The sequence below is a fragment of the Cellulomonas sp. genome (assembly GCF_015234515.1).
Taxonomy (GTDB): Bacteria; Actinomycetota; Actinomycetes; order Actinomycetales; family Cellulomonadaceae; genus Cellulomonas.
Window position 1 is genome coordinate 103,702 of record NZ_JADGMY010000028.1, and the last position, 19,434, is coordinate 123,135.

The following is a 19,434-nucleotide window of genomic DNA, read 5'->3' on the forward strand; positions in this document are numbered from 1 at the left end:
CGTCGGTCGCGCCGTGCGCACGTGGCCGTCACGCCACGTGCGCACCCGGCGGTCAGGCGCGCTTGTTGCGCGCAGTCTGACGTGCCCGCTCGGTCTGGTCGAGCACGACCTTGCGGATCCGCACGACCTCCGGCGTGACCTCGACGCACTCGTCCTCGCGCGCGAACTCGAGCGACTCCTCGAGCGTCAGCTTGCGCGGCGGCACCACGTTCTCGAAGGACTCCGACGTCGAGGAGCGGATGTTGTTGAGCTTCTTCTCCTTGGTGATGTTGACGTCCATGTCCTCGTTGCGCGCGTTCTCGCCGACGACCATGCCCTCGTACACCTCCGAGGTGGCCTCGACGAAGAACGTGCCGCGGTCCTGCAGGTTGAGCATGGCGAACGGGGTCGCGACGCCTGCGCGGTCCGCGACGAGCGAGCCGTTGACGCGCGTCTCGATCGGGCCCGCCCACGGCTCGAAGCCCTCGGCGATGGACGACGCGATGCCGGTGCCGCGCGTGTCCGTCAGGAACCGCGTGCGGAACCCGATGAGCCCGCGCGCCGGGACGATGAACTCCATGCGCACCCAGCCGGTGCCGTGGTTGCTCATCGTCTGCATGCGGCCCTTGCGCTGCGCGAGCAGCTGCGTGACCGAGCCCAGGTACTCCTCGGGCACGTCGATCGTCATACGCTCGGTCGGCTCGTGGACCTTGCCGTCGATCATCTTGGTGACGACCTGCGGCTTGCCGACCGTGAGCTCGAAGCCCTCGCGGCGCATCTGCTCGACGAGGATCGCCAGGGCCAGCTCACCGCGGCCCTGCACCTCCCACGCGTCGGGACGCTCGGTGGGCAGCACGCGCAGCGACACGTTGCCGATGAGCTCGCGGTCCAGGCGGTCCTTGACCTGGCGGGCCGTGACCTTGTGGCCCTTGCCGCCCTTGCCGGCGAGGGGCGAGGTGTTGATGCCGATGGTCATCGAGATCGCCGGGTCGTCGACCGTGATGAGCGGCAGCGGCCGGGGGTCGTCGGGGTCCGTCAGCGTCTCGCCGATCGTGATGTCCTCGATGCCGGCGACCGCGACGATGTCGCCGGGCCGCGCCTCGTCGGTCGGCACGCGGTCGAGGGCCTTGGTCTCGAGCAGCTCGGTGATGCGGACGTTCTGCATCGTCCCGTCGTGGCGCGCCCACGCGACGGTCTGCCCCTTGCGCAGCGTGCCGTTGTACATGCGCAGCAGCGCGAGACGGCCGAGGAACGGGGAGGCGTCGAGGTTGGTCACGTGCGCCTGCAGCGGCGCGGTGGGGTCGTACGACGGCGCCGGGATCTTCTCGAGGATCGTCGCGAACAGCGGCTCGAGGTCGGGGCTGTCCGGCTCGCCGCCGTCGGCGGGACGCGTCAGCGACGCCTTGCGGAGCTTGGCGGCCGCGTAGACGACGGGCACGTCGAGGATCGCGTCGAGGTCCAGGTCCGGGACGTCCTCGTGCAGGTCCGACGCCAGGCCCAGGAGCAGGTCCGTCGCCTCGGCCACGACCTCCTCGATGCGGGCGTCGGGCCGGTCCACCTTGTTGACCACGAGGATCACGGGCAGCTTCGCCTCGAGCGCCTTGCGCAGCACGAACCGGGTCTGGGGCAGCGGCCCCTCGGACGCGTCGACGAGCAGCACGACGCCGTCGACCATCGACAGGCCGCGCTCCACCTCGCCGCCGAAGTCGGCGTGGCCGGGGGTGTCGATGACGTTGATCGTGATGCCGCCGGGCTCGCCGACCTTCGCGGCCGCGGGGCCCGAGTACCGGATCGCGGTGTTCTTCGCGAGGATCGTGATGCCCTTCTCACGCTCCAGGTCACCCGAGTCCATCGCCCGTTCGTCCACGTGGTCGTGCGCGCCGAACGCGCCCGACTGCCAGAGCATCGCGTCGACGAGGGTCGTCTTGCCGTGGTCGACGTGCGCGACGATGGCGACGTTGCGCAGGTCGGAACGCACGGCGGCGCCGGTGGCCTGGTCGGTTGCGGGCATGCGGGTACTCATCTCAGCAGGTGGGGGGCGCACCGGGCGCGGCGCAGCGTCCCATGCTACCGCCGTGTCCAGCCCCACCACCATGTGAGGTCCGCCGCAGCCGGCGTGAGCACCGGCACGGAGGCCACCACGGGCAGCCCGTCGTCGCTCTCGGCGTCCCGCGCAGCAGCCACCGTCAGGACCGGCGTGCGGACGACCGGCAGGACCGCGCCCCAGGCCAGCAGGGCGTCCGACGCGGTCGCCAGGCCCTCCGCCGCAGCCTTCGGGTCCGGCCCGGCGACGAGCCCGTCGAGGACCGCGTCCAGCGCCGGGTCGGCGTGCCCCGTGACGTTCGTCGCACCGCCGCTGCGCCAGCGCGCCACGAACGCCGCGACCGGCAGGTCCTCCTGGGCCACGGGCACGAGCGCCGCGTCCCAGTCCTCGGGGCGCGTGCGCAGGGTCTGCGCACGATCGGGCGCGTCGACCGGCATCACCTCGAGCCCCGCGTCCGCTGCGGCCGCGGCCACCTGCTCCAGCGCGGCTGCCCGCACCGGGTCGGCGGTGCTCGTCAGGACCCGCACGGTCAGCGGCCCGTCGTCCGCGGCCACCGGACCCGGCTGGAGCTCCGCCCGCGCTGCGGCCGCCGCTGCCGGCCCCACCTGGGCGGCGACCAGGTCCGACACCTGCGCCCGCGCCCACAGCGGGCGCACGGCGTCCGCGACCACCTCCTCGCGTGGCACGCCGGCGAGGAACGCCGTGCGCAGCGCGGCGGCCGCTGCCGCGGGGTCCGGTGCGGAGGCGTACGACGCCGGGTCGAAGACGCCACCGCCCGCCTCCTGGAGGACGAGCTGGAGCACCGCGTCACCGCCGGTCGCCAGCGTGACGTCCTCGAGCTTCTCGGCGGCCGCCAGCACGTCCGCGGTGCTCAGCGGCGCAGCCACGTCGAGCTCGTCGGCGGCGAGCGCGTCGATCTGGGCGAGCGGGTCGAGGTCGGAGCGCACCCGGACGCGGTCGTACGCGGCCGCGGACCCACCCTCGTAGTGCGCGTTGCGGACGACCTCGACACCTGCGGCGTCCACGCGCGCCAGGACGTAGGGGCCCGTCGTCGTGGTCAGGGTCGGGTCCGCCGCCGCGTCGCCCGCGCGCCCGGCCGCGCGCCACACCTGCGAGATCCGGGTGAGCGCGGCACGGTCCTGCTGCTGCACCGCGGTGACGACGGCCTGCGCCCACGCCTCGGCCTGCGCCGCGGTGTCCTCGTCGGTCGCGGCGCCCTCCGCGTCGTCAGCGGTGGGCCCGCTCGTCGCGGGACCGGTCGTCGCGGGCCCGGTCGTCGCGGGCCCGGTCGTCGCGGTTCCGCTGGTCGTGAGCTCCGTCGTCACGGGACCGGTCGTCGTGTCGTCATCGGGCTGCGACGTGGCCGCCGGCGTCGGCAGGGCGGGCGCGTCGGGATCGAGCGCCAGCCTGCCCACGACGTGCGCCGGCAGGTTGACGTCGAGCGCGACCTGCCAGTCCGCGACGGGCGTGTCGTAGACCAGCGTCACGGTCGTGCCGTCGACCGTCGGGACCTGCGACGCCCGTGCCAGCGCGGCCGACGCGGCCCCGAACACCACGACGTCCTCGGGCGTCGTGGCCACCACGCCGTCGGCGTCGAGCTCGGGCACGACCTCGTCGAGCTGACCGCTGCGCGCCGCCCACTCCAGCAGCAGGTCGGCGGGGGTCACGGGCGCCCCGTCCGACCACCGGGCCGTCGGGGCGATCGTGTACCGCACGGTCAGGGGGTCGTCCGCGACCTTCTCCACCGTGCCGAACGACTCGTCGACGGTGACCGTGCCGTCCGGCGCGAGCGAGGTGAAGCCGGACTGCACCAGGCCGCGCACCAGCACGCTGCCCGGCGCTCGGCCGGCTGCCGTGCCGCCGTTGAGCGAGGCGAACGGCAGGTCGACCGAGACCACGACGGTCCCCGCCCGCGACGGGTCCACGGGGTCGGACGTGCAGGCCGCGAGCGTGCCGAGTGCGAGCGGGACGGCGAGCACCCCCGCCGCGACGCGCACCACCCCGCGCCGACCCCCTCCACGACGACCCGGACGTCCCGCCAGGTGCGGCTGCGCCCCACCCCGGTCTGCCGACCCCGTGCCCGTCCCCTGCGCGTTCGTCCCCGTCACCGGTCCGCCTCCCGCATCGCGTCCACGGCGCGCACGGCCGCCGTTCTCGTCGGGACCTTGCCACGCCCACCCGTGCATCGGCGCGCGGACGCGCGGACTTAACCCCACGAGAGCGGCGAACAGGCACGATCGCACCCGCACCACCGCGTCCCGGCACACACCGGTCACCACCGGTGCGCACCGTACGGATCCGTCGTGGCACGACGACGCCCGGCCACCGGGGTCGGTGGCCGGGCGTCGTCGGCGGACGTCCGTACGTCAGACGCCGGTGCCGGGCGTCCGCTCGTTGTCGATCTCGCCGATCGCCACGCTGTCGTGCCGCGCGGCCTCCGCGGCCTGCCGCGCCTCGTCAGCCTCGAGCTCTGCGGCCTGCGCCTCGAGGAGCGCGTCCCGCGCGACACGGCGGTCGCGCTGCGCCTCGGGGTCCGGCACCGGGACGGCGGCGATCAGCCGCTGCGTGTACGGGTCCTGCGGGTCGTGGACGACCTGCGCGGCCTCGCCCACCTCGACCAGCCGACCGTTGCGCATGACCGCGATGCGGTCGGACAGGATCTCGACGACGGCCAGGTCGTGGCTGATGAACAGGCACGCGAAGCCGTGCTCCCGCTGCAGCTCCTGGAACAGGTCGAGGACCGCGGCCTGGACCGACACGTCCAGCGCGGACGTCGGCTCGTCGGCGACGAGCAGGCGCGGCTCGAGCGCGAGCGACCGCGCGATGCCGACACGCTGACGCTGACCGCCCGACAGCTCGTGCGGGTACCGGTTGCGCATCGCGCGGGGCAGACGCACCTGGTCGAGCAGGCGCTCGATCTCGCGCTGCGCGGCCTGGCCCTTGACGCCGCGGTGCAGCAGCAGCGGCTCGGCGATGGACTCCCCGATCGGCAGTCGCGGGTTGAGCGACGAGCCGGGGTCCTGGAAGACGATGCCGACCTTCGTGCGCAGCGGCTTGAGGTCCTTCATCGTCGCGCCGACCATGTCCTGGCCGACGATCTTCAGCGACCCGCTCGTGACGGGCAGCAGCCCGACGACGGCACGGCCGATCGTCGTCTTGCCCGAGCCGGACTCCCCGACCAGGCCCACGACCTCACCCTGGCGGATCTGCAGCGAGACGCCGTCGACGGCACGGAACGTGGGGGTGCGGCGCCGGCCGGGGTACTCGATGACGATGTCCTGCGCGTCGAGCGCGAGGGGCTCGTCGCCGTCGGCCGGCGCGACCGGGGCGTCGACCGGTGCCGTGGTCGTCGCGGGACGCGCCGCGTACGCGGCCGCGCCCTTGCCGAGGTGCGGGACGGCCTCGAGCAGCTTGACCGTGTACGGGTGCTGGGGGTTGCGGAAGACGTCGAGGGCCGGCCCCTGGTCGACGATCCGACCGTCCTTCATGACGATGATCTTGTCGGCCATGTCGGCCACGACGCCCATGTCGTGCGTGATGAGCACGATGCCCGCGTCGATCCGCTCGCGCAGGTCACGCATGAGCTTGAGGATCTCGGCCTGGACCGTGACGTCGAGGGCCGTGGTCGGCTCGTCGGCGATCAGCAGCTTGGGGTCGCACGCCAGGGCCTGCGCGATCATCGCGCGCTGCCGCTGCCCGCCGGACAGCTGGTGCGGGTAGGAGTCGACCCGCTTCTCGGGGTTCGGCAGGTCGACCAGCCGCAGCAGCTCGACGGCACGCTCACGCGCCTCGGCCGGGCCGATCTCGAAGTGCGCGCGCAGCGTCTCGACGATCTGGAAGCCGATCGTGAAGACCGGGTTCAGCGCAGTCATCGGCTCCTGGAAGATGACCGCGATCTCCTTGCCGCGGATGCGGCGCAGCCGGCTCGTGGGCATCCCCACGAGCTCGCGGTCGTCCAGCTTCGCGGACCCGCGGGCGCGCCCGTTCGGGGGCAGCAGACCGAGCAGCGCCATGGAGGACTGCGTCTTGCCCGAGCCGGACTCGCCGACGATCGCGAGCACCTCACCGGGGTGCACGTCGTAGCTGACGTCGGCCGCAGCCGGGTACCACGTGCCGTCGACGTAGAAGTCGACGCCGAGGTCCCGTACGGACAGCACGGGCTCGTCGGTACGGGTGGGCACGGGGGGCGTGTCGAGGGCCACCGGTTCAGCGTCCTTCCTGCACACGCGCCGTGGGCCCGATGGGGGCGGCGGCGTGCCGGTCTGCGAGCATGGTCACGTGGGTGCCACGCAGGAGTTCACGTCGGGTTACGGTCGCGTCCTGACGGCCGCAGCAGCGGCGATCGGTCTGGTCGCGGTCGTGTCGGTCATGGTGCAGGACGGTGCCGCCGAGGCGCTGCGCGCCCTGCCGCTCGCGGCCCTGCTCGTCGTCGTGGTGGGCGCCCTGTTCTGGCGCCCGGGCGTCGAGGTGTCCGACGGCGAGGTCGTCGTGCGCAACGTGCTGAGCACCGTGCACGTCCCGTGGCCCACGTACCGCGAGGTCGAGTACGGCTGGACGCTCGTCGTGCGGACGACCGACGGCGACGTGACCGTGTTCGCCGCACCGCGTGCCAGCGCGACGGCCCGCAGGCTGCGCCGCGGTGACGGGAGCCGTCCGGCCCCCGTCGTGCCGCCGCCCGGCCGCCCCGTGCGCTCGCTGCAGTCGACCGCCGAGAGCGTGGGAGCCGCGATCGAGGCCCGGCACGACGCGCTCGTCGCAGCGGGCCACCTCGACGGCGCCGAGCGCGTACGCGTCGAGCAGCGGCTGACGACCAGGCGCCGCCTGCACGTCGCGACGATCGGCGTGGTGGTCGTGCTCACGGCGCTCAGCGCGGCCGTGCTCGTCACGACGTAGGGCACGCAGCACGCCGGTCACGACCCCGCACCGGGGTTGTGCGTGTCCGACGGCCGCACGGTCGTGGTGACGGCGCGCGCCGCCGAGCCGTCGGCCTCCATCGCCTTGGCCATCTTGCGCTCCGAGGGGATGCGCTTCTGGCGCGGGTCGAACGCGTCGCGCAGGCCGTCGCCGATGAAGTTGATGCTCAGCGCGATCAGCACGATGAACAGGCCCGGCCACCAGAACAGCCAGGGCCGCGTGGCGAACGCCTGCTGGTACTGGTTGATGAGCTGGCCGAGGGAGATCTCGGGCGACTGCACGCCGAAGCCGAGGAACGACAGTGCCGTCTCGAGCAGGATCGCCGAGCTCATGAGCAGCGTGACCGACACGATGACCGTGCCGATGGCGTTCGGCAGGATGTGCTTGAAGATGATCCGCATGTTGCTCGCGCCGGCGACCCGGGCCGCGTCGACGAACTCGCGCTCGCGCAGCGACAGGAACTCGCCGCGCACGAGGCGGGCGAGGGTCGTCCACAGGATCAGGCCCATCGCGATGGCGAAGACCAGGCCGCTGACCCCGCCGGCGATCTTGCCGACGACCGCGCCGATGACGATCGTCGGGACCGTGATCACCAGGTCCGTCAGTCGCATGAGCACGGTGTCCGAGCGGCCGCGCAGGAAGCCGGACGCAGCACCCACCGTGATGCCGATGACGGCGGAGACGGTGCCGATCACGACCATCACCATGAGCGACGTCTGCACGCCCGCCATCACGCGCGCGAAGATGTCGCGCCCGATCTCGTCCTGACCGAACGGGTGCTCGCCGATCGCGAAGCCGGACCCGCCGAGCCACGTCGGCAGGGACATCGACGGGCGACCCGCGTTGACGACGGACGGCGTCTCGTAAGGGGTCCACTGCCACCAGCCGGGGAGCGGTCCGACGCCCACGGACGTCAGCGCCAGCAGGGTCGTGAGGCCGAGCATGATCAGGCCCAGGATCGCGCCCTTGTGCCGGAAGAACCGGCGCCGGACGATCTGGCCCTGGGAGAGGCCCTCGACCTCCTTGAGCTCGATCTCGTTCTCGACGTGCTCGTCGAGCGGCGAGCCGGAGGGGGGTGTCATCGGGGTGCTCATGCGTCCAACCGGATCCGGGGGTCGATCGTCGCGTACACGATGTCCGCGATGATGTTGGCGAGGATGGCGAGGGTCGCGGTCACGAGCAGGTAGGCCATGACCGGCTCGATCTCGGCCTGCTCGAGGGACCTGACGAACAGCTGGCCCATGCCGGGCCGCGCGAAGACCGCCTCGGTGATGATCGCGCCGCCGATCAGGGTGATGACGTCGATCGGGACCACGGTCGCGAGCGGGATCAGCGCGTTGCGGAAGCCGTGGCGCACGATGACCAGCCGCTCCGGCAGGCCCTTGGCGCGCGCCGTACGGATGTAGTCCTGGTTCATCACCTCGAGCATGCTCGAGCGCGAGTACCGGGTGTACGACGCGAACGCGATGAGGACGAGCGTCGCGGTCGGCAGCGCGAGGTGCGTGAACGAGTCGAGCACCTGCACCCAGTAGTTGCCGCCGAGGTTGGGGGTCCGGTCACCGAAGGTCGGGATGGGACGGCCGCTCAGCGCCTTGAAGTACGGGCCCCACACCTGCATGACCTGGTCGACGAAGACCAGGGCGCCCATCACCACGGCCACCGCGGCACCGACGTGCGCCGACAGGCGCCAGTCCGCGCCGCCGTACAACCGTCCGACGACGTAGCCGCTGGCCGCCGCGACCACACCGAGGCCGAGGATCACCCAGTGCGACTCCGTGATCGAGTCGAACACGATCTGCATCGGGAAGTAGAGGACGACGCCCAGCACGACCACCGTCAGCGCCGTCCACAGGGCACGGCGGTTGTGCAGACCGGCGAAGACCCCGACGACCGCGAAGGCCGTGCCGGCGCCGAGCACGAGCAGCAGGACCGGCCCGATGTGCGGCCGCTCCCACCAGCCGGAGAGCTGGACGTAGGCCAGGAGCGTGACGTTCGCGGCGGCGGCGATGGCGAAGACCTGCAGCCGCCGGACGGCGCTGCCGCCGATCGCGAGCGACCACAGCAGGCCGACGAGCAGCGACGCCCCGATGATCACGGGCCACGCCACCACCGGGTCACGCAGGAAGTCGTTGAAGCCGATGGCGGCCCACTGCTTGAGCAGGACGGCGACCCAGAACGACGGCAGCGAGAACAGCAGGAACGACAGGAAGATGATGATGTAGTCGAACGCGCTGTACTGGCGCAGCGCCGAGACGATGCCCACGGTGACGCCGAGGATCACGGCGAGGAGCGTCGCGGTGGACACGAGCTCGAGAGTGGAGCCGATCGCGTGCGTCAGCAGGCTGTTCACGTCGCGGCCGGACCGCCAGGCGACGCCCAGGTCGCCCTGGAGCAGGTTGCCGAACCACTGGAAGAACCGGACGACCACGTTGACGTCGAGGTCCAGGTCGGCGATGCGCTGGTCGATGAGCTGCTGCTTGTTGGGCGCAGTGCTCTCGATGAGGTCCTGCAGGGGGTCGATCGCGCGATCGACGAGCAGGTACATGAGGAAGAGCGCCACGAAGAGCGTGGCGATCCCGGCCGCGATGCGGCGGAAGAGGAAGTTCAGCACGGAGGGCTACCTCGGGTGGGACGGGAAGCCGGTCGTCCGGGATCGTATCCCGCGGACGCCCGGTGGGTGTGGGACGCGGTCTGGGACGCACCTTGGTGCGGACGCACGGCGAGGGCGCCGGGGGTCGCAACCCTCGGCGCCCTCGTCGTGCGGTGAACCGCTCGGGCCCCGGCGCGGGTGCGCCGGGGCCCGACGGGTCACTCGGTAGCGCCCTCGGTGGCCGCCTCGCCGGCGGACCACTCCCAGAAGCCGTAGAAGATCGTCGGGGCGATCGTCAGCTTCGACACGTTGCCGATCTTGGCCGGGTTCCAGGCGGTGACGCCCGGGTGCTGGAAGATCGTCACGCCGAAGGCGTCGTCGACGAGGTGCTTCTCGACCTCACCGAGGATCCGCTCCTGCTCGGCAGGGTCGGTCTCGACCTGGAGCTCGTCGAAGAGCGCGTCCACCTCGGGGTTGGAGTACCCGAAGTAGTTGTTCGTCGCCGCCGTGCGGTAGTTCGCGTCCGACTCGGTGACGGCGGTCGCGGTCGACTGCCAGCCGAACAGGGCCGCGTCGTAGAAGGACGTGGCGTTCGACAGGTCGGTGCCCCAGTCCGTCTGGACCGTGTAGGCCACGACGTCGAAGCCGGCCTCGGCGGCCGAGCCCTTGATGAGCTCGAACTGGTTCACGCGGCGCGTGTTGTTCGGGTCGAAGAGCATGCGGACCTGCACGCTCGGCACGCCGGCCTCGGCGAGCAGCGCCTTGGCGCCGTCGATGTCGACCTCGCCGTACGCCTCGCCCTGGCCGTTGGCCTCGACGATGCCGTCGTACATCGGCGACCCGGGGACCTGGGTGAAGGAGTTGCGCACCTCGGCGTCCGGGTTCAGCGGGACGATGAGGTCCTGGACGATCTTCTCGCGCGGGATCGTCTTGAGGAACGCCTGGCGGACCTTCTTGGCCTTCTCCGCGTCGCCACCGTAGGTCGCGGCGTCGAACGGACCGCCGTTGCCCTGCTGGAGGTCGACGTGCTCGTACGTGCCCTCGATGCTGGTCTCGACCTCGAGCGAGTCGATCGCCTCGAGCGCCGTGAGGACGTCCGCGGTCGACTGCGGGCTGATGAGGTCGACCTCACCGTTCTGCAGCGCCTGGACCTGGCCCATCGGGTCGCCGTTGTAGCGGACCGTGACCTTCTCGAAGACGGCGGTCTTGTCACCCTCGTAGTCGGGGTTGGCCGTCAGCGTGAGGTACTGCTCCTCGACGAACTCCGTGATCGTGTACGGGCCCGACGTGACGAGCAGCTGCGGGTCGTCCGGCAGGGACGCGAAGTTCCAGTCGTCGCTCCAGACCGCAGCGATCTTCGACAGGTCCTCGACGTTCTCGTCCTGGATCGCGGCGACGAGCGCGTCGGTCGCCTCCTGCGCGTCCTCGATGCCGAGGGCACGCTGCGCGACGATGTGCGCGGGGAGGTTGTTGTCGATCGCCGTCTCCCAGTCCGCGAACGGCTTGGAGTAGACGAGCGTGATCGAGTCGCCGTCGATCTCCGGCGTCTCCTCGATCAGCGCGACGGAGGGGCTGGCGGCGTCGAAGTAGACACCGGCGTCCAGCGCCTCCTGGTTGGTGACGTTGCCCTCGTCGTCGTACTCGGGCTCGACGTTGTTGAACTTGCCGCTCTGCGCGGCCCACTCCAGCAGGAGGTCCGCAGGACCGGCCGAGACGCCGTCCGACCACTTCGCGGTGTCCGCGTAGGTGTAGGTGATCGTCAGCGGGTCGTCGGAGACCTTCTCGTAGGTGCCCCAGGACTCGTCCTGGACCAGCTCGAGCTCGTGGTTGTAGTCGTTGAACCGCGAGTTGGCCATGTACGTGATGACGTTGTTGGCCGTCGCGTTGCCCGTGATGCTCTCGCCGTTGAAGGACGAGAAGGGCTGGTTCCAGGCGATGTTGATCGCGGTGTCGGTGTTGATACCCGCGTTGTCGTCGTCGCCGGCACCCTCGTCGGCTGCGCCCGTGCAGGCCGCGAGCGCGAGCACGCTGACCGAAGCGACCGACGCGAGGACAGCCTTGCGTGTGATCCTCAATGTTCCTCCTGAGACGTGGTGGACGTGGCCGCGCGACCCCGCGAGTCGACGGGGGGCCCGGGCGCACTCGCCCGCATGAATCGGGGCCACGGTAGTCCTGGGCCCAAGGACATAGGAGACATGGACGCGCGCCCATGTCGATCGTTACCTGATTGATACTGGTCAGTACCGTCCAGCATACGAGACGCGACAGGGGGAAACCGCCCCGAAACGGCCTCGACACGTCCCACGTTCGGGTGGTGCGGCACGCCCGCACGTCCGCTCCGGCCGCGCGGCTGCTACGGCGGCCGCGCGTGACCTCGCCGGGCGCTCATCCGCCGGCCAGCCGGTCCAGCCACGTGCACAGGCACGAGCGGTTGCCGTCCGCGTCCGCCAGCACCCAGAAGCTGGGCGCCTGCGAGTCGTCGACGACCTGTCCGCCCGCGGCCACGGCGGCGTCGATGCGCCCTGGCACCTGGCCGGGGTCGACCCACACGTCCAGGTGCCACCGCTGGCGCGGCTCCTCCGACCCCGACGCCTGGAACCACACCGGCGGGTGCGCGCCGGCCGGGTCGCGGACCTCGTCGTCCGCACCCGCGCGCCGCTCGTAACCGAGGAGCGCCCCCCAGAACGGCAGGACCACGCCGGCGTCCGGCGCGTCCAGCGCGAGCTCGACGCTCTGCAGACCGGACCCGTCAGGGACCAGGCCGGCCTCCCCCGCCAGCCGCGACACGGTGCGGGCGAGATCGACGTCGCGCTGCGTCACCCCGTCCGCGTCGTGGCTCCACAGCCGGACGTCGACATGCCCCCAGCGCAGGTCGAGGTCCGGGTGGTGGTCCGCCTCCTCGGCGGCGGCACCGATCGCGTCGACCAGGGCGAGGCCGACCGCGAACCCTCCGGTCGCGACCCGGGTCCGCAGCCCGTCGCTCAGGTACACCCAGCCGGCCAGGCCGGCGTCCGCGATCTGCTGACCCGTGAGCGTCGTCGCCATACGGGCATGGTGGCGCAGTCGGCGCCGTCGTGCCTGTCGAACGGTCACGGCCCTGGACCGGCACGGTGCCCGACGCGTCAGCCGTCGCCCCCACGGCAGACTGGGGCCGTGGACGACCTGCACGTCTCCCCGGGGCCCGGCGCCCCCGCGGGCCTCACCGTGCCCGCGGCCGAGCTGCTCGAGCAGTTCTCCCGCGCGTCGGGGCCCGGCGGTCAGGGCGTCAACACCACCGACTCCCGCGTGCAGCTCAGCCTCGACCTCGGCACGACGACCGCCCTGGACGACGCCCAGCGCGCGCTCGTCCTCGACCGGCTCGCGCCTCGGCTGTCGGGCACCGTCCTGACGATCAGCGCCGCCGAGCACCGGTCCCAGCGGCAGAACCGCGCCGCGGCGAGGGAGCGCCTGGCCGAGCTCCTCCGGGAGGCCGTCGCCCTGCCGACCCCACGCCGGCCCACCCGCCGCACGCGGGGGTCACAGCGCCGTCGCCTCCAGGACAAGCGCGAGCGCTCGGCCCTCAAGCAGGACCGTCGCGCCCCCCGTCCCGACTGAGCACCGGACCGCCGCGGCCAGAACGACGGACGCCAGGCGGTCACACGTTGAAGCGGAACTCCACCACGTCGCCGTCGTGCATGACGTAGTCCTTGCCCTCGATGCGCGCCTTGCCCGCGGCGCGGGCGGCGGCGACCGAACCGGCCTCGACGAGGTCGTCGAACGAGATGACCTCCGCCTTGATGAAGCCCTTCTGGAAGTCCGTGTGGATGACGCCCGCGGCCTGCGGGGCCGTCCAGCCCTGGCGGATCGTCCAGGCGCGCGACTCCTTGGGGCCGGCCGTGAGGTAGGTCTGCAGGCCGAGGGTGTGGAAGCCGACGCGGGCGAGCTGGTCGAGGCCCGCCTCCTCCTGACCGTTGGCCTCGAGCATCTCGCGCGCCTCGTCCTCGTCGAGCTCGACCAGCTCGGACTCGAACTTGGCGTCGAGGAAGATCGCGTCGGCCGGCGCGACGAGCGCCCGCAGCCGCTCCTGCATCGCGGTGTCCGCCAGGCCCTCGTCGTCGGTGTTGAAGACGTAGATGAACGGCTTGGACGTCATGAGCTGCAGGGCCCGCACGTGCTCGTCGTCCGCCAGGCCGGCGGCGAACAGCGTCTGCCCCGTCTCCAGGACGGCGAACGCGCGCTTCGCGGCGTCGAGCACCTCGGGGTCCGTCTTCTTGCCGCGGACCTCCTTCTCGAGGCGCGGGATCGCGTTCTCGAGGGTCTGCAGGTCCGCGAGGACGAGCTCGGTCGCGATGATCTCGATGTCGCCCTCGGGGTCGACCTTGCCGCTGACGTGCACGACGTCCGGGTCCGCGAAGGCGCGCGTGACCTGGCAGATCGCGTCCGCCTCACGGATGTTGGCGAGGAACTTGTTGCCCAGGCCCTCACCCTCGCTCGCGCCCTTGACGATGCCCGCGATGTCCACGAACGACACCGTCGCGGGCAGGATCCGCTCGGAGCCGAAGATCTCGGCGAGCTTCTCCAGGCGTGGGTCCGGCAGCGGCACCACGCCCACGTTCGGCTCGATCGTCGCGAACGGGTAGTTCGCCGCGAGGACCTGCGCGCGGGTCAGCGCGTTGAAGAGGGTGGACTTGCCGACGTTGGGCAGTCCGACGATGCCGATGGTGAGAGCCACGGGCGTCGAGTCTACGCAGCGCCACGCGTACCGCGGTCCGCGGACCGGAGCACGACCGTCCGGGGCGCACCGCGCGTGACCGTCACGACCGGCGACGCCCCGGACCTCGCATCAGGCGAAGGCGCGCATCTTCTGCAGCAGGTCAGGGCCGCGGCGGTCGAGCACGGAGCCGCCCAGGCGGACTCCCCCGACCAGGACCAGTGCCCCCAGCAGGACGCCGACGCCGAGCGCCGCCCACCCCAGCGCGGCGGACCCCTGGACGACGGCGAACAGCGCGAGCAGCGCCGTCGGCGTGCCGAGCGCACCGATCGCCATGAACCCGACCATCTGCGACGTGAACGCGGCGGTGCCCGCCCCCTGCTTCGTGCCGAACGGGTTCTCCCCCGGCTGCTGGACCGGGTAGACGACGGCGGCCGAGACGACGCTCGCGCCGCCGAGCGACGTCAGCAGCAGTCCGACGCTCGCTCCCACCAGCGCGACCAGCGCGTCCCACCTGTCCGCGTACCAGACCGTGCCGAGCACCACGACGAGCGACATGACCAGACCCAGCGAGCCCGCGACGACGACGCGGCCCCACCGGTCGGCGACGCCCCGCAGCGGGGACGCGAGGTGCGTGCAGTACGCGGTGCCGTCGTACGCGACGTCGGCGGAGATGCTCCAGCCGACCGTGAAGGCCGCGACCGGGCCGGCGATGAGCACGAGCGCGCCCTCGGGCGCGGAGATGGCCAGCAGCAGCGGGACCACCGGGACGATCGCGACCGCGATCGCGTAGCGCGGGTCGCGGAGCCAGTACGTGGCGGCCCGCGCGGCCACCGCGCCGGTCGGCGTCGCCGGCAGGCGACCGAACCAGCCGAGGCCGCGCGCGCGGGAGTCGCCGCCCGCGCTGACGGGCTCGGTGAGCGTGCGGTCCAGCGCCCACGACCACGCGCGCACGGCGACGACGAGCGTGGCGAGGGCGATCAGGAGGCGCAGACCGGCGCCCGCCCAGTCGCCACGCGCCACAGCAGGCGCGAGCGCCCAGGGCGCACCCAGCGGCGTCCAGGACAGGACGCGTGCCACCGCCCCCAGCCCGCCCAGACCGGACGCGCCCGCGGCGACGCCGTTCAGGATGGGTCCCAGGAAGATGAACGGCAGGATCGCGAGCGTGGCGACGACCTCCCGGACGCGCCGCCTGCCGATGACGGGCGCGAGGACGGTCGTCGTCGCCCGGGAACCCAGGGTGCACGCCAGGACGGCGAGCACCGCGCCGACGAGCGCCGCGACCGCCGCGAGCGGCTCGCGCCACCACGACAGCGGCGTGGCGAGGGCGCTCAGCGTGGTCACGACGCCCGGGATGCCGATCAGACCGGCGAGCGTCAGGCCGACGAGCAGGTCGCGGCGCGGCACGCCGAACGTGACGAACCGCCGCGGGTCGAGCGTCGAGTCGACGCCGAAGGCCACGAGCGGCACGACCCACCAGCCGAGCACCACCAGCGACCCGACGACGACCAGGAGGTCCGCACGCAGCTCGGCCTCCACCCACCCGAGGGCGATCGCACCCGCGACCGCACCCACCAGCACGGACAGCCCGTACAGCGCGCCGAGGACGAGGCCGAGGACCTGCCAGACGCTGCGGCGCAGGCCGTTGCGCAGCAGCGTGAGCTTCAGTCGGACGAGGTGCGCAACCACGCCAGGCCCTCCCCCGTGATCCGACCGCCGACCAGCTCGACGAAACGCTCCTCGAGCGACCGGCCGGCGCGCACCTCGTCGACCGTGCCGGCCGCCAGGACGTGCCCCTCGGCGATCACGGCGACGTGGTCGCACATGCGCTGGACCAGGTCCATGACGTGCGAGGACACCACCACGGTGCCGCCGCCGGCGACGTACTGGTGCAGGATCTCGCGGATGTTCGCCGCGGACACCGGGTCGACGGCCTCGAACGGCTCGTCGAGCACCAGGACGCGGGGCGCGTGCACGAGCGCGCACGCCAGCGCCACCTTCTTGGTCATGCCGGCGGAGTAGTCGACCACGAGCTTCTCGGCGTCCTGCTCCAGGCCCACCGCGGCGAGCAGGTCGGCCGTGCGCGATGCCACCGTCGCGCGGTCCAGGCCCTGCAGCAGGCCCGCGTACGTCACGAGCTGGACGCCGGTGAGGCGGTCGAACAGGCGGACGCCGTCGGGCAGCACGCCGATGGTGCGCTTGACCTCGTTCGGGTGCGCCCACAGGTCGACTCCGTGCACGAGCACGGTCCCGGCATCGGGCCGCAGCAGACCCGTCGCCATCGACAGCGTGGTCGTCTTGCCCGCGCCGTTGGGACCCACGAGGCCGTAGAACGAGCCGGCCGGGATCGCCAGGTCGACGCCCGCGACGGCCACCTTGTCGCCGAACCGGCGCCACAGGCCGTGCAGGGCGATCGCGGGCGCGTCCGGCACGGGCGCGGTGCCGGTCGGCGGGATTCCCGGCGCAGCGCCGGGGCCTGGCTGCGGGAGGTGGGCTGGCGTCGTCACCGTCACGAGGATAGGGGTCGGCACCGACGGTCCATATCGGTCGCGGGGCGGATCCTCGGCTCCGTCCGCAGACGGGTCCCGGCGGCCGACGCACCGCCGCGCGGCGCGGCCTCGCGTCGCGTGTCGGTGGGCCCTGGCACGCTGCGGACCATGGACCCCGACACCGCACTCGGTACCGTGCCGCTCCTCCTCGGCGCCCTGCTGCTGGGCGCGGTGCTCGGCGCCGTGGTCGCGTGGGTGCTCGCGTCGTCGCGCGCCGCGCGCGCGGCGGACGAGCGGGTGCGCGCCGCGGAGGTCGACGCCGCCCGCGCGCGGGCGCACCTGGAGTCGGAGCGGGCCGGGGCCGGCGACCGCTTCCGGGCGCTCGCGGACGAGGCCCTGGCGGCGACGAGCGAGCAGTTCCTCGCGCTCGCCCACCAGCGGCTCGCCGCGGAGCACCAGACGCAGGTCGGCGAGCTGGTGCAGCGCGAGCAGGCGGTCCGCGCGATGGTCGAGCCGCTGTCCCGCACGCTCGACCACGTCCGCACCGAGCTCGTCGAGGCCGAGCGGGCGCGCGTCGAGGGCAACGCGGCGCTCGGCGAGCAGGTCCGCGCGATGCGGGCCGCGTCGGAGCAGCTGCGGGGCGAGACGTCGCAGCTGGTGACGGCGCTGCGCTCGTCGCAGGTGCGCGGGCGGTGGGGCGAGGTGCAGCTGCGCAGGGTGGTCGAGGCCGCCGGCATGCTCGCGCACGTCGACTTCGTCGAGCAGGAGCAGGTCCGCACCGACGACGGGCTGCAGCGCCCCGACATGGTCGTCAAGCTCGCCGGTGGGAAGAGCGTCGTCGTCGACGCCAAGGTCGCGTTCCTCGGGTTCCTCGACGCCGCGCAGACCGACGACGAGCAGGTCCGCGCGCAGCGGCTCGCCGCGCACGCCCGGCACGTGCGCAAGCACGTCGACGACCTGGCCTCGAAGCGCTACTGGGACCAGTTCGCCCCCGCGCCGGAGTTCGTCGTGATGTTCGTGCCCGCCGAGTCCTTCCTGCACGCGGCAGCCGAGCAGGACCCGTCACTCATCGAGTACGCCTTCGAGCAGAACGTCGTCATCGCGACACCGGTCACGCTGCTGACCCTGCTGCGGACCGTCGCGTACTCCTGGCGGCAGGACGCGCTCGCCGCGAACGCGCAGCAGGTGCTCACGCTCGGCAAGGAGCTGCACGGGCGGCTCGCGACCATGGGCAGCCACCTGGCGAGGCTCGGCCGGTCGATCGACGCCGCGGCCGGTGCCTACAACCAGGCCGTCGGCTCGCTGGAGTCCCGCGTCCTGGTCAGCGCACGACGCTTCGCGGACCTCCACGTCGTCGACGGCGAGCTGCCGACGCCCGACCCCGCGAACCCGCGTCTGACCGCGCTCAGCGCACCGGAGCTCGTCGCGTCGGCCGCGGACCAGGTGGTCGCGCTCGACGACCTCGTGCTGGGAGACCGGGCCGCCTCACGCGACGCCCGCGCACTGGCGGAGGAGGCGGCTGCCGCACGCTCGCGCGGCGAGGACGCCTCGACCGGCTGAGAGACGGGCCGTCAGACCGGCGGCTACGACCGGCGGCAACGACCGGGGGCGTCAGACCGGCTGGACGTCCAGGCGACGACGACCGTCGGGGCGCGGGCGACCCGTCGGCTCCCCCGCCGCCTTGAGGTCGGCGCGCAGCTCGCGCGGCAGCGAGAACATCAGGTCCTCGGTCGCGGTGCGCACCTCCTCCACGTCGGCGAAGCCGTGCTCGGCGAGGAACGCCAGGACGTCGGAGACGAGGATCTCGGGCACGGAGGCGCCCGAGGTGACGCCCACGGTCGTCGCACCCTCGAGCCAGGCCGGGTCGATCTCGGAGGCCTTGTCGACGCGGTACGACGAGCGCGCCCCGGCGTCGAGCGCGACCTCGACCAGCCGCACCGAGTTCGACGAGTTGGCCGACCCCACGGTGAGCACGACGTCGCACGCCGGCGCCAGCTTCTTGACCGCCACCTGGCGGTTCTGCGTCGCGTAGCAGATGTCGTCGCTCGGCGGGTCCTGCAGGTGCGGGAACCGCACGCGCAGCCGACGGACCGTCTCCATCGTCTCGTCGACCGAGAGCGTCGTCTGCGAGATCCACATGACCCGCTCCGGGTCGCGGACCTCGACGTGGTCCGCGTCGGCCGGTGTGTTGACGACCTGGATGTGCTCGGGCGCGTGACCCTGCGTGCCCTCGACCTCCTCGTGGCCCTCGTGGCCGATGAGCAGGATGTCGAAGTCCTCGGCGGCGAACCGCACGGCCTCCTTGTGCACCTTCGTCACCAGGGGGCACGTCGCGTCGATCGTCTGCAGGTTGCGTGCCGCGGCGGACGCCTTGACCGCAGGCGAGACCCCGTGCGCCGAGAAGACGACGCGCGCGCCCTCGGGGACCTGGTCGGTCTCGTCGACGAAGACGGCGCCGCGGGCGGCCAGCGTGTCGACGACGTGCCGGTTGTGCACGATCTCCTTGCGGACGTACACGGGGGCGCCGTAGTGCTCGAGCGCCTTCTCCACGGCGATCACCGCACGGTCGACGCCGGCGCAGTAACCCCGGGGGGCCGCGAGCAGGACACGCTTGCGCGCCGTGCGGAGGTCGTCCGCGCGCACGTCGACAGGGTCGGGGGCAGCCTGGGTCACCCCGCCAGTCTAGGCCGGGGGCCGCTCGGACCCCGGGGTGACCCCGGGCACCGTC

General features: G+C 72.7%; 14 protein-coding genes. 3 read left to right on the forward strand and 11 right to left on the reverse strand.

The window, feature by feature from the left end:
• Positions 1-52: 52 nt before the first annotated feature.
• From typA to IR158_RS14200, 3 genes are all read right to left on the reverse strand, one after another.
• On the reverse strand, positions 53-1,990 hold the full coding sequence (gene typA, locus IR158_RS14190; protein ID WP_291814072.1) for a translational GTPase TypA: 1,938 nt from the start codon (positions 1,988-1,990) through the stop codon (positions 53-55).
• Between the two features lie 56 nt (positions 1,991-2,046).
• The gene (locus tag IR158_RS14195) at positions 2,047-4,023 is read right to left on the reverse strand and encodes an ABC transporter substrate-binding protein (RefSeq protein ID WP_291814073.1); all 1,977 of its coding nucleotides are present in this window, start codon (positions 4,021-4,023) and stop codon (positions 2,047-2,049) included.
• 366 nt (positions 4,024-4,389) lie between these two features.
• Complete coding sequence (locus IR158_RS14200) at positions 4,390-6,225, reverse strand: ABC transporter ATP-binding protein (RefSeq protein ID WP_291814074.1); 1,836 nt, start codon at positions 6,223-6,225, stop codon at positions 4,390-4,392.
• A 76-nt stretch (positions 6,226-6,301) separates the two neighbouring features.
• On the opposite strand from IR158_RS14200, the gene IR158_RS14205 reads away from it, so the two are divergent.
• Positions 6,302-6,916, forward strand: coding sequence for a hypothetical protein (locus IR158_RS14205; RefSeq protein ID WP_291814075.1), 615 nt, complete (start codon positions 6,302-6,304; stop codon positions 6,914-6,916).
• Between the two features lie 17 nt (positions 6,917-6,933).
• Here the strand turns inward: IR158_RS14205 and IR158_RS14210 are convergent, their stop codons facing one another.
• The 4 genes from IR158_RS14210 to IR158_RS14225 form a co-directional block, all read right to left on the reverse strand.
• Positions 6,934-8,031, reverse strand: coding sequence for an ABC transporter permease (locus IR158_RS14210; protein WP_291814076.1), 1,098 nt, complete (start codon positions 8,029-8,031; stop codon positions 6,934-6,936).
• Entirely contained in the window at positions 8,028-9,548 is a 1,521-nt protein-coding gene (locus tag IR158_RS14215) for an ABC transporter permease (RefSeq protein ID WP_291814077.1), read from the reverse strand. Before IR158_RS14215 ends, IR158_RS14210 begins: the two co-directional genes overlap by 4 nt.
• 197 nt (positions 9,549-9,745) lie before the next feature.
• Complete coding sequence (locus IR158_RS14220) at positions 9,746-11,602, reverse strand: ABC transporter family substrate-binding protein (RefSeq protein ID WP_291814078.1); 1,857 nt, start codon at positions 11,600-11,602, stop codon at positions 9,746-9,748.
• A gap of 310 nt (positions 11,603-11,912) precedes the next feature.
• Positions 11,913-12,572, reverse strand: coding sequence for a 4a-hydroxytetrahydrobiopterin dehydratase (locus IR158_RS14225; RefSeq protein WP_291814079.1), 660 nt, complete (start codon positions 12,570-12,572; stop codon positions 11,913-11,915).
• A gap of 108 nt (positions 12,573-12,680) precedes the next feature.
• Between IR158_RS14225 and arfB the strand changes: the two genes are divergently transcribed.
• On the forward strand, positions 12,681-13,121 hold the full coding sequence (gene arfB / locus IR158_RS14230) for an alternative ribosome rescue aminoacyl-tRNA hydrolase ArfB (RefSeq protein WP_291814080.1): 441 nt from the start codon (positions 12,681-12,683) through the stop codon (positions 13,119-13,121).
• Positions 13,122-13,161: 40 nt separating this feature from the next.
• On the opposite strand, the gene ychF is transcribed toward arfB, so the two are convergent.
• The 3 genes from ychF to IR158_RS14245 form a co-directional block, all read right to left on the reverse strand.
• Complete coding sequence (ychF, locus tag IR158_RS14235; RefSeq protein ID WP_291814081.1) at positions 13,162-14,238, reverse strand: redox-regulated ATPase YchF; 1,077 nt, start codon at positions 14,236-14,238, stop codon at positions 13,162-13,164.
• 111 nt (positions 14,239-14,349) lie between these two features.
• Positions 14,350-15,906 carry a hypothetical protein gene (locus IR158_RS14240; protein ID WP_291814082.1) on the reverse strand — a complete coding sequence of 519 codons (1,557 nt, stop codon included), beginning with the start codon at positions 15,904-15,906 and terminating at the stop codon, positions 14,350-14,352.
• A complete protein-coding gene (locus IR158_RS14245) occupies positions 15,882-16,673 on the reverse strand; it encodes an ABC transporter ATP-binding protein (RefSeq protein ID WP_291814540.1) in 792 nt (263 codons plus the stop codon). Before IR158_RS14245 ends, IR158_RS14240 begins: the two co-directional genes overlap by 25 nt.
• Positions 16,674-16,874: 201 nt before the next feature.
• Between IR158_RS14245 and IR158_RS14250 the strand changes: the two genes are divergently transcribed.
• Entirely contained in the window at positions 16,875-18,266 is a 1,392-nt protein-coding gene (locus IR158_RS14250; protein ID WP_291814083.1) for a DNA recombination protein RmuC, read from the forward strand.
• A 51-nt stretch (positions 18,267-18,317) separates the two neighbouring features.
• Here IR158_RS14250 and IR158_RS14255 read toward each other — a convergent pair whose 3' ends face one another.
• Positions 18,318-19,379 carry a 4-hydroxy-3-methylbut-2-enyl diphosphate reductase gene (locus tag IR158_RS14255; protein ID WP_291814084.1) on the reverse strand — a complete coding sequence of 354 codons (1,062 nt, stop codon included), beginning with the start codon at positions 19,377-19,379 and terminating at the stop codon, positions 18,318-18,320.
• Between the last annotated feature and the right edge of the window lie 55 nt (positions 19,380-19,434).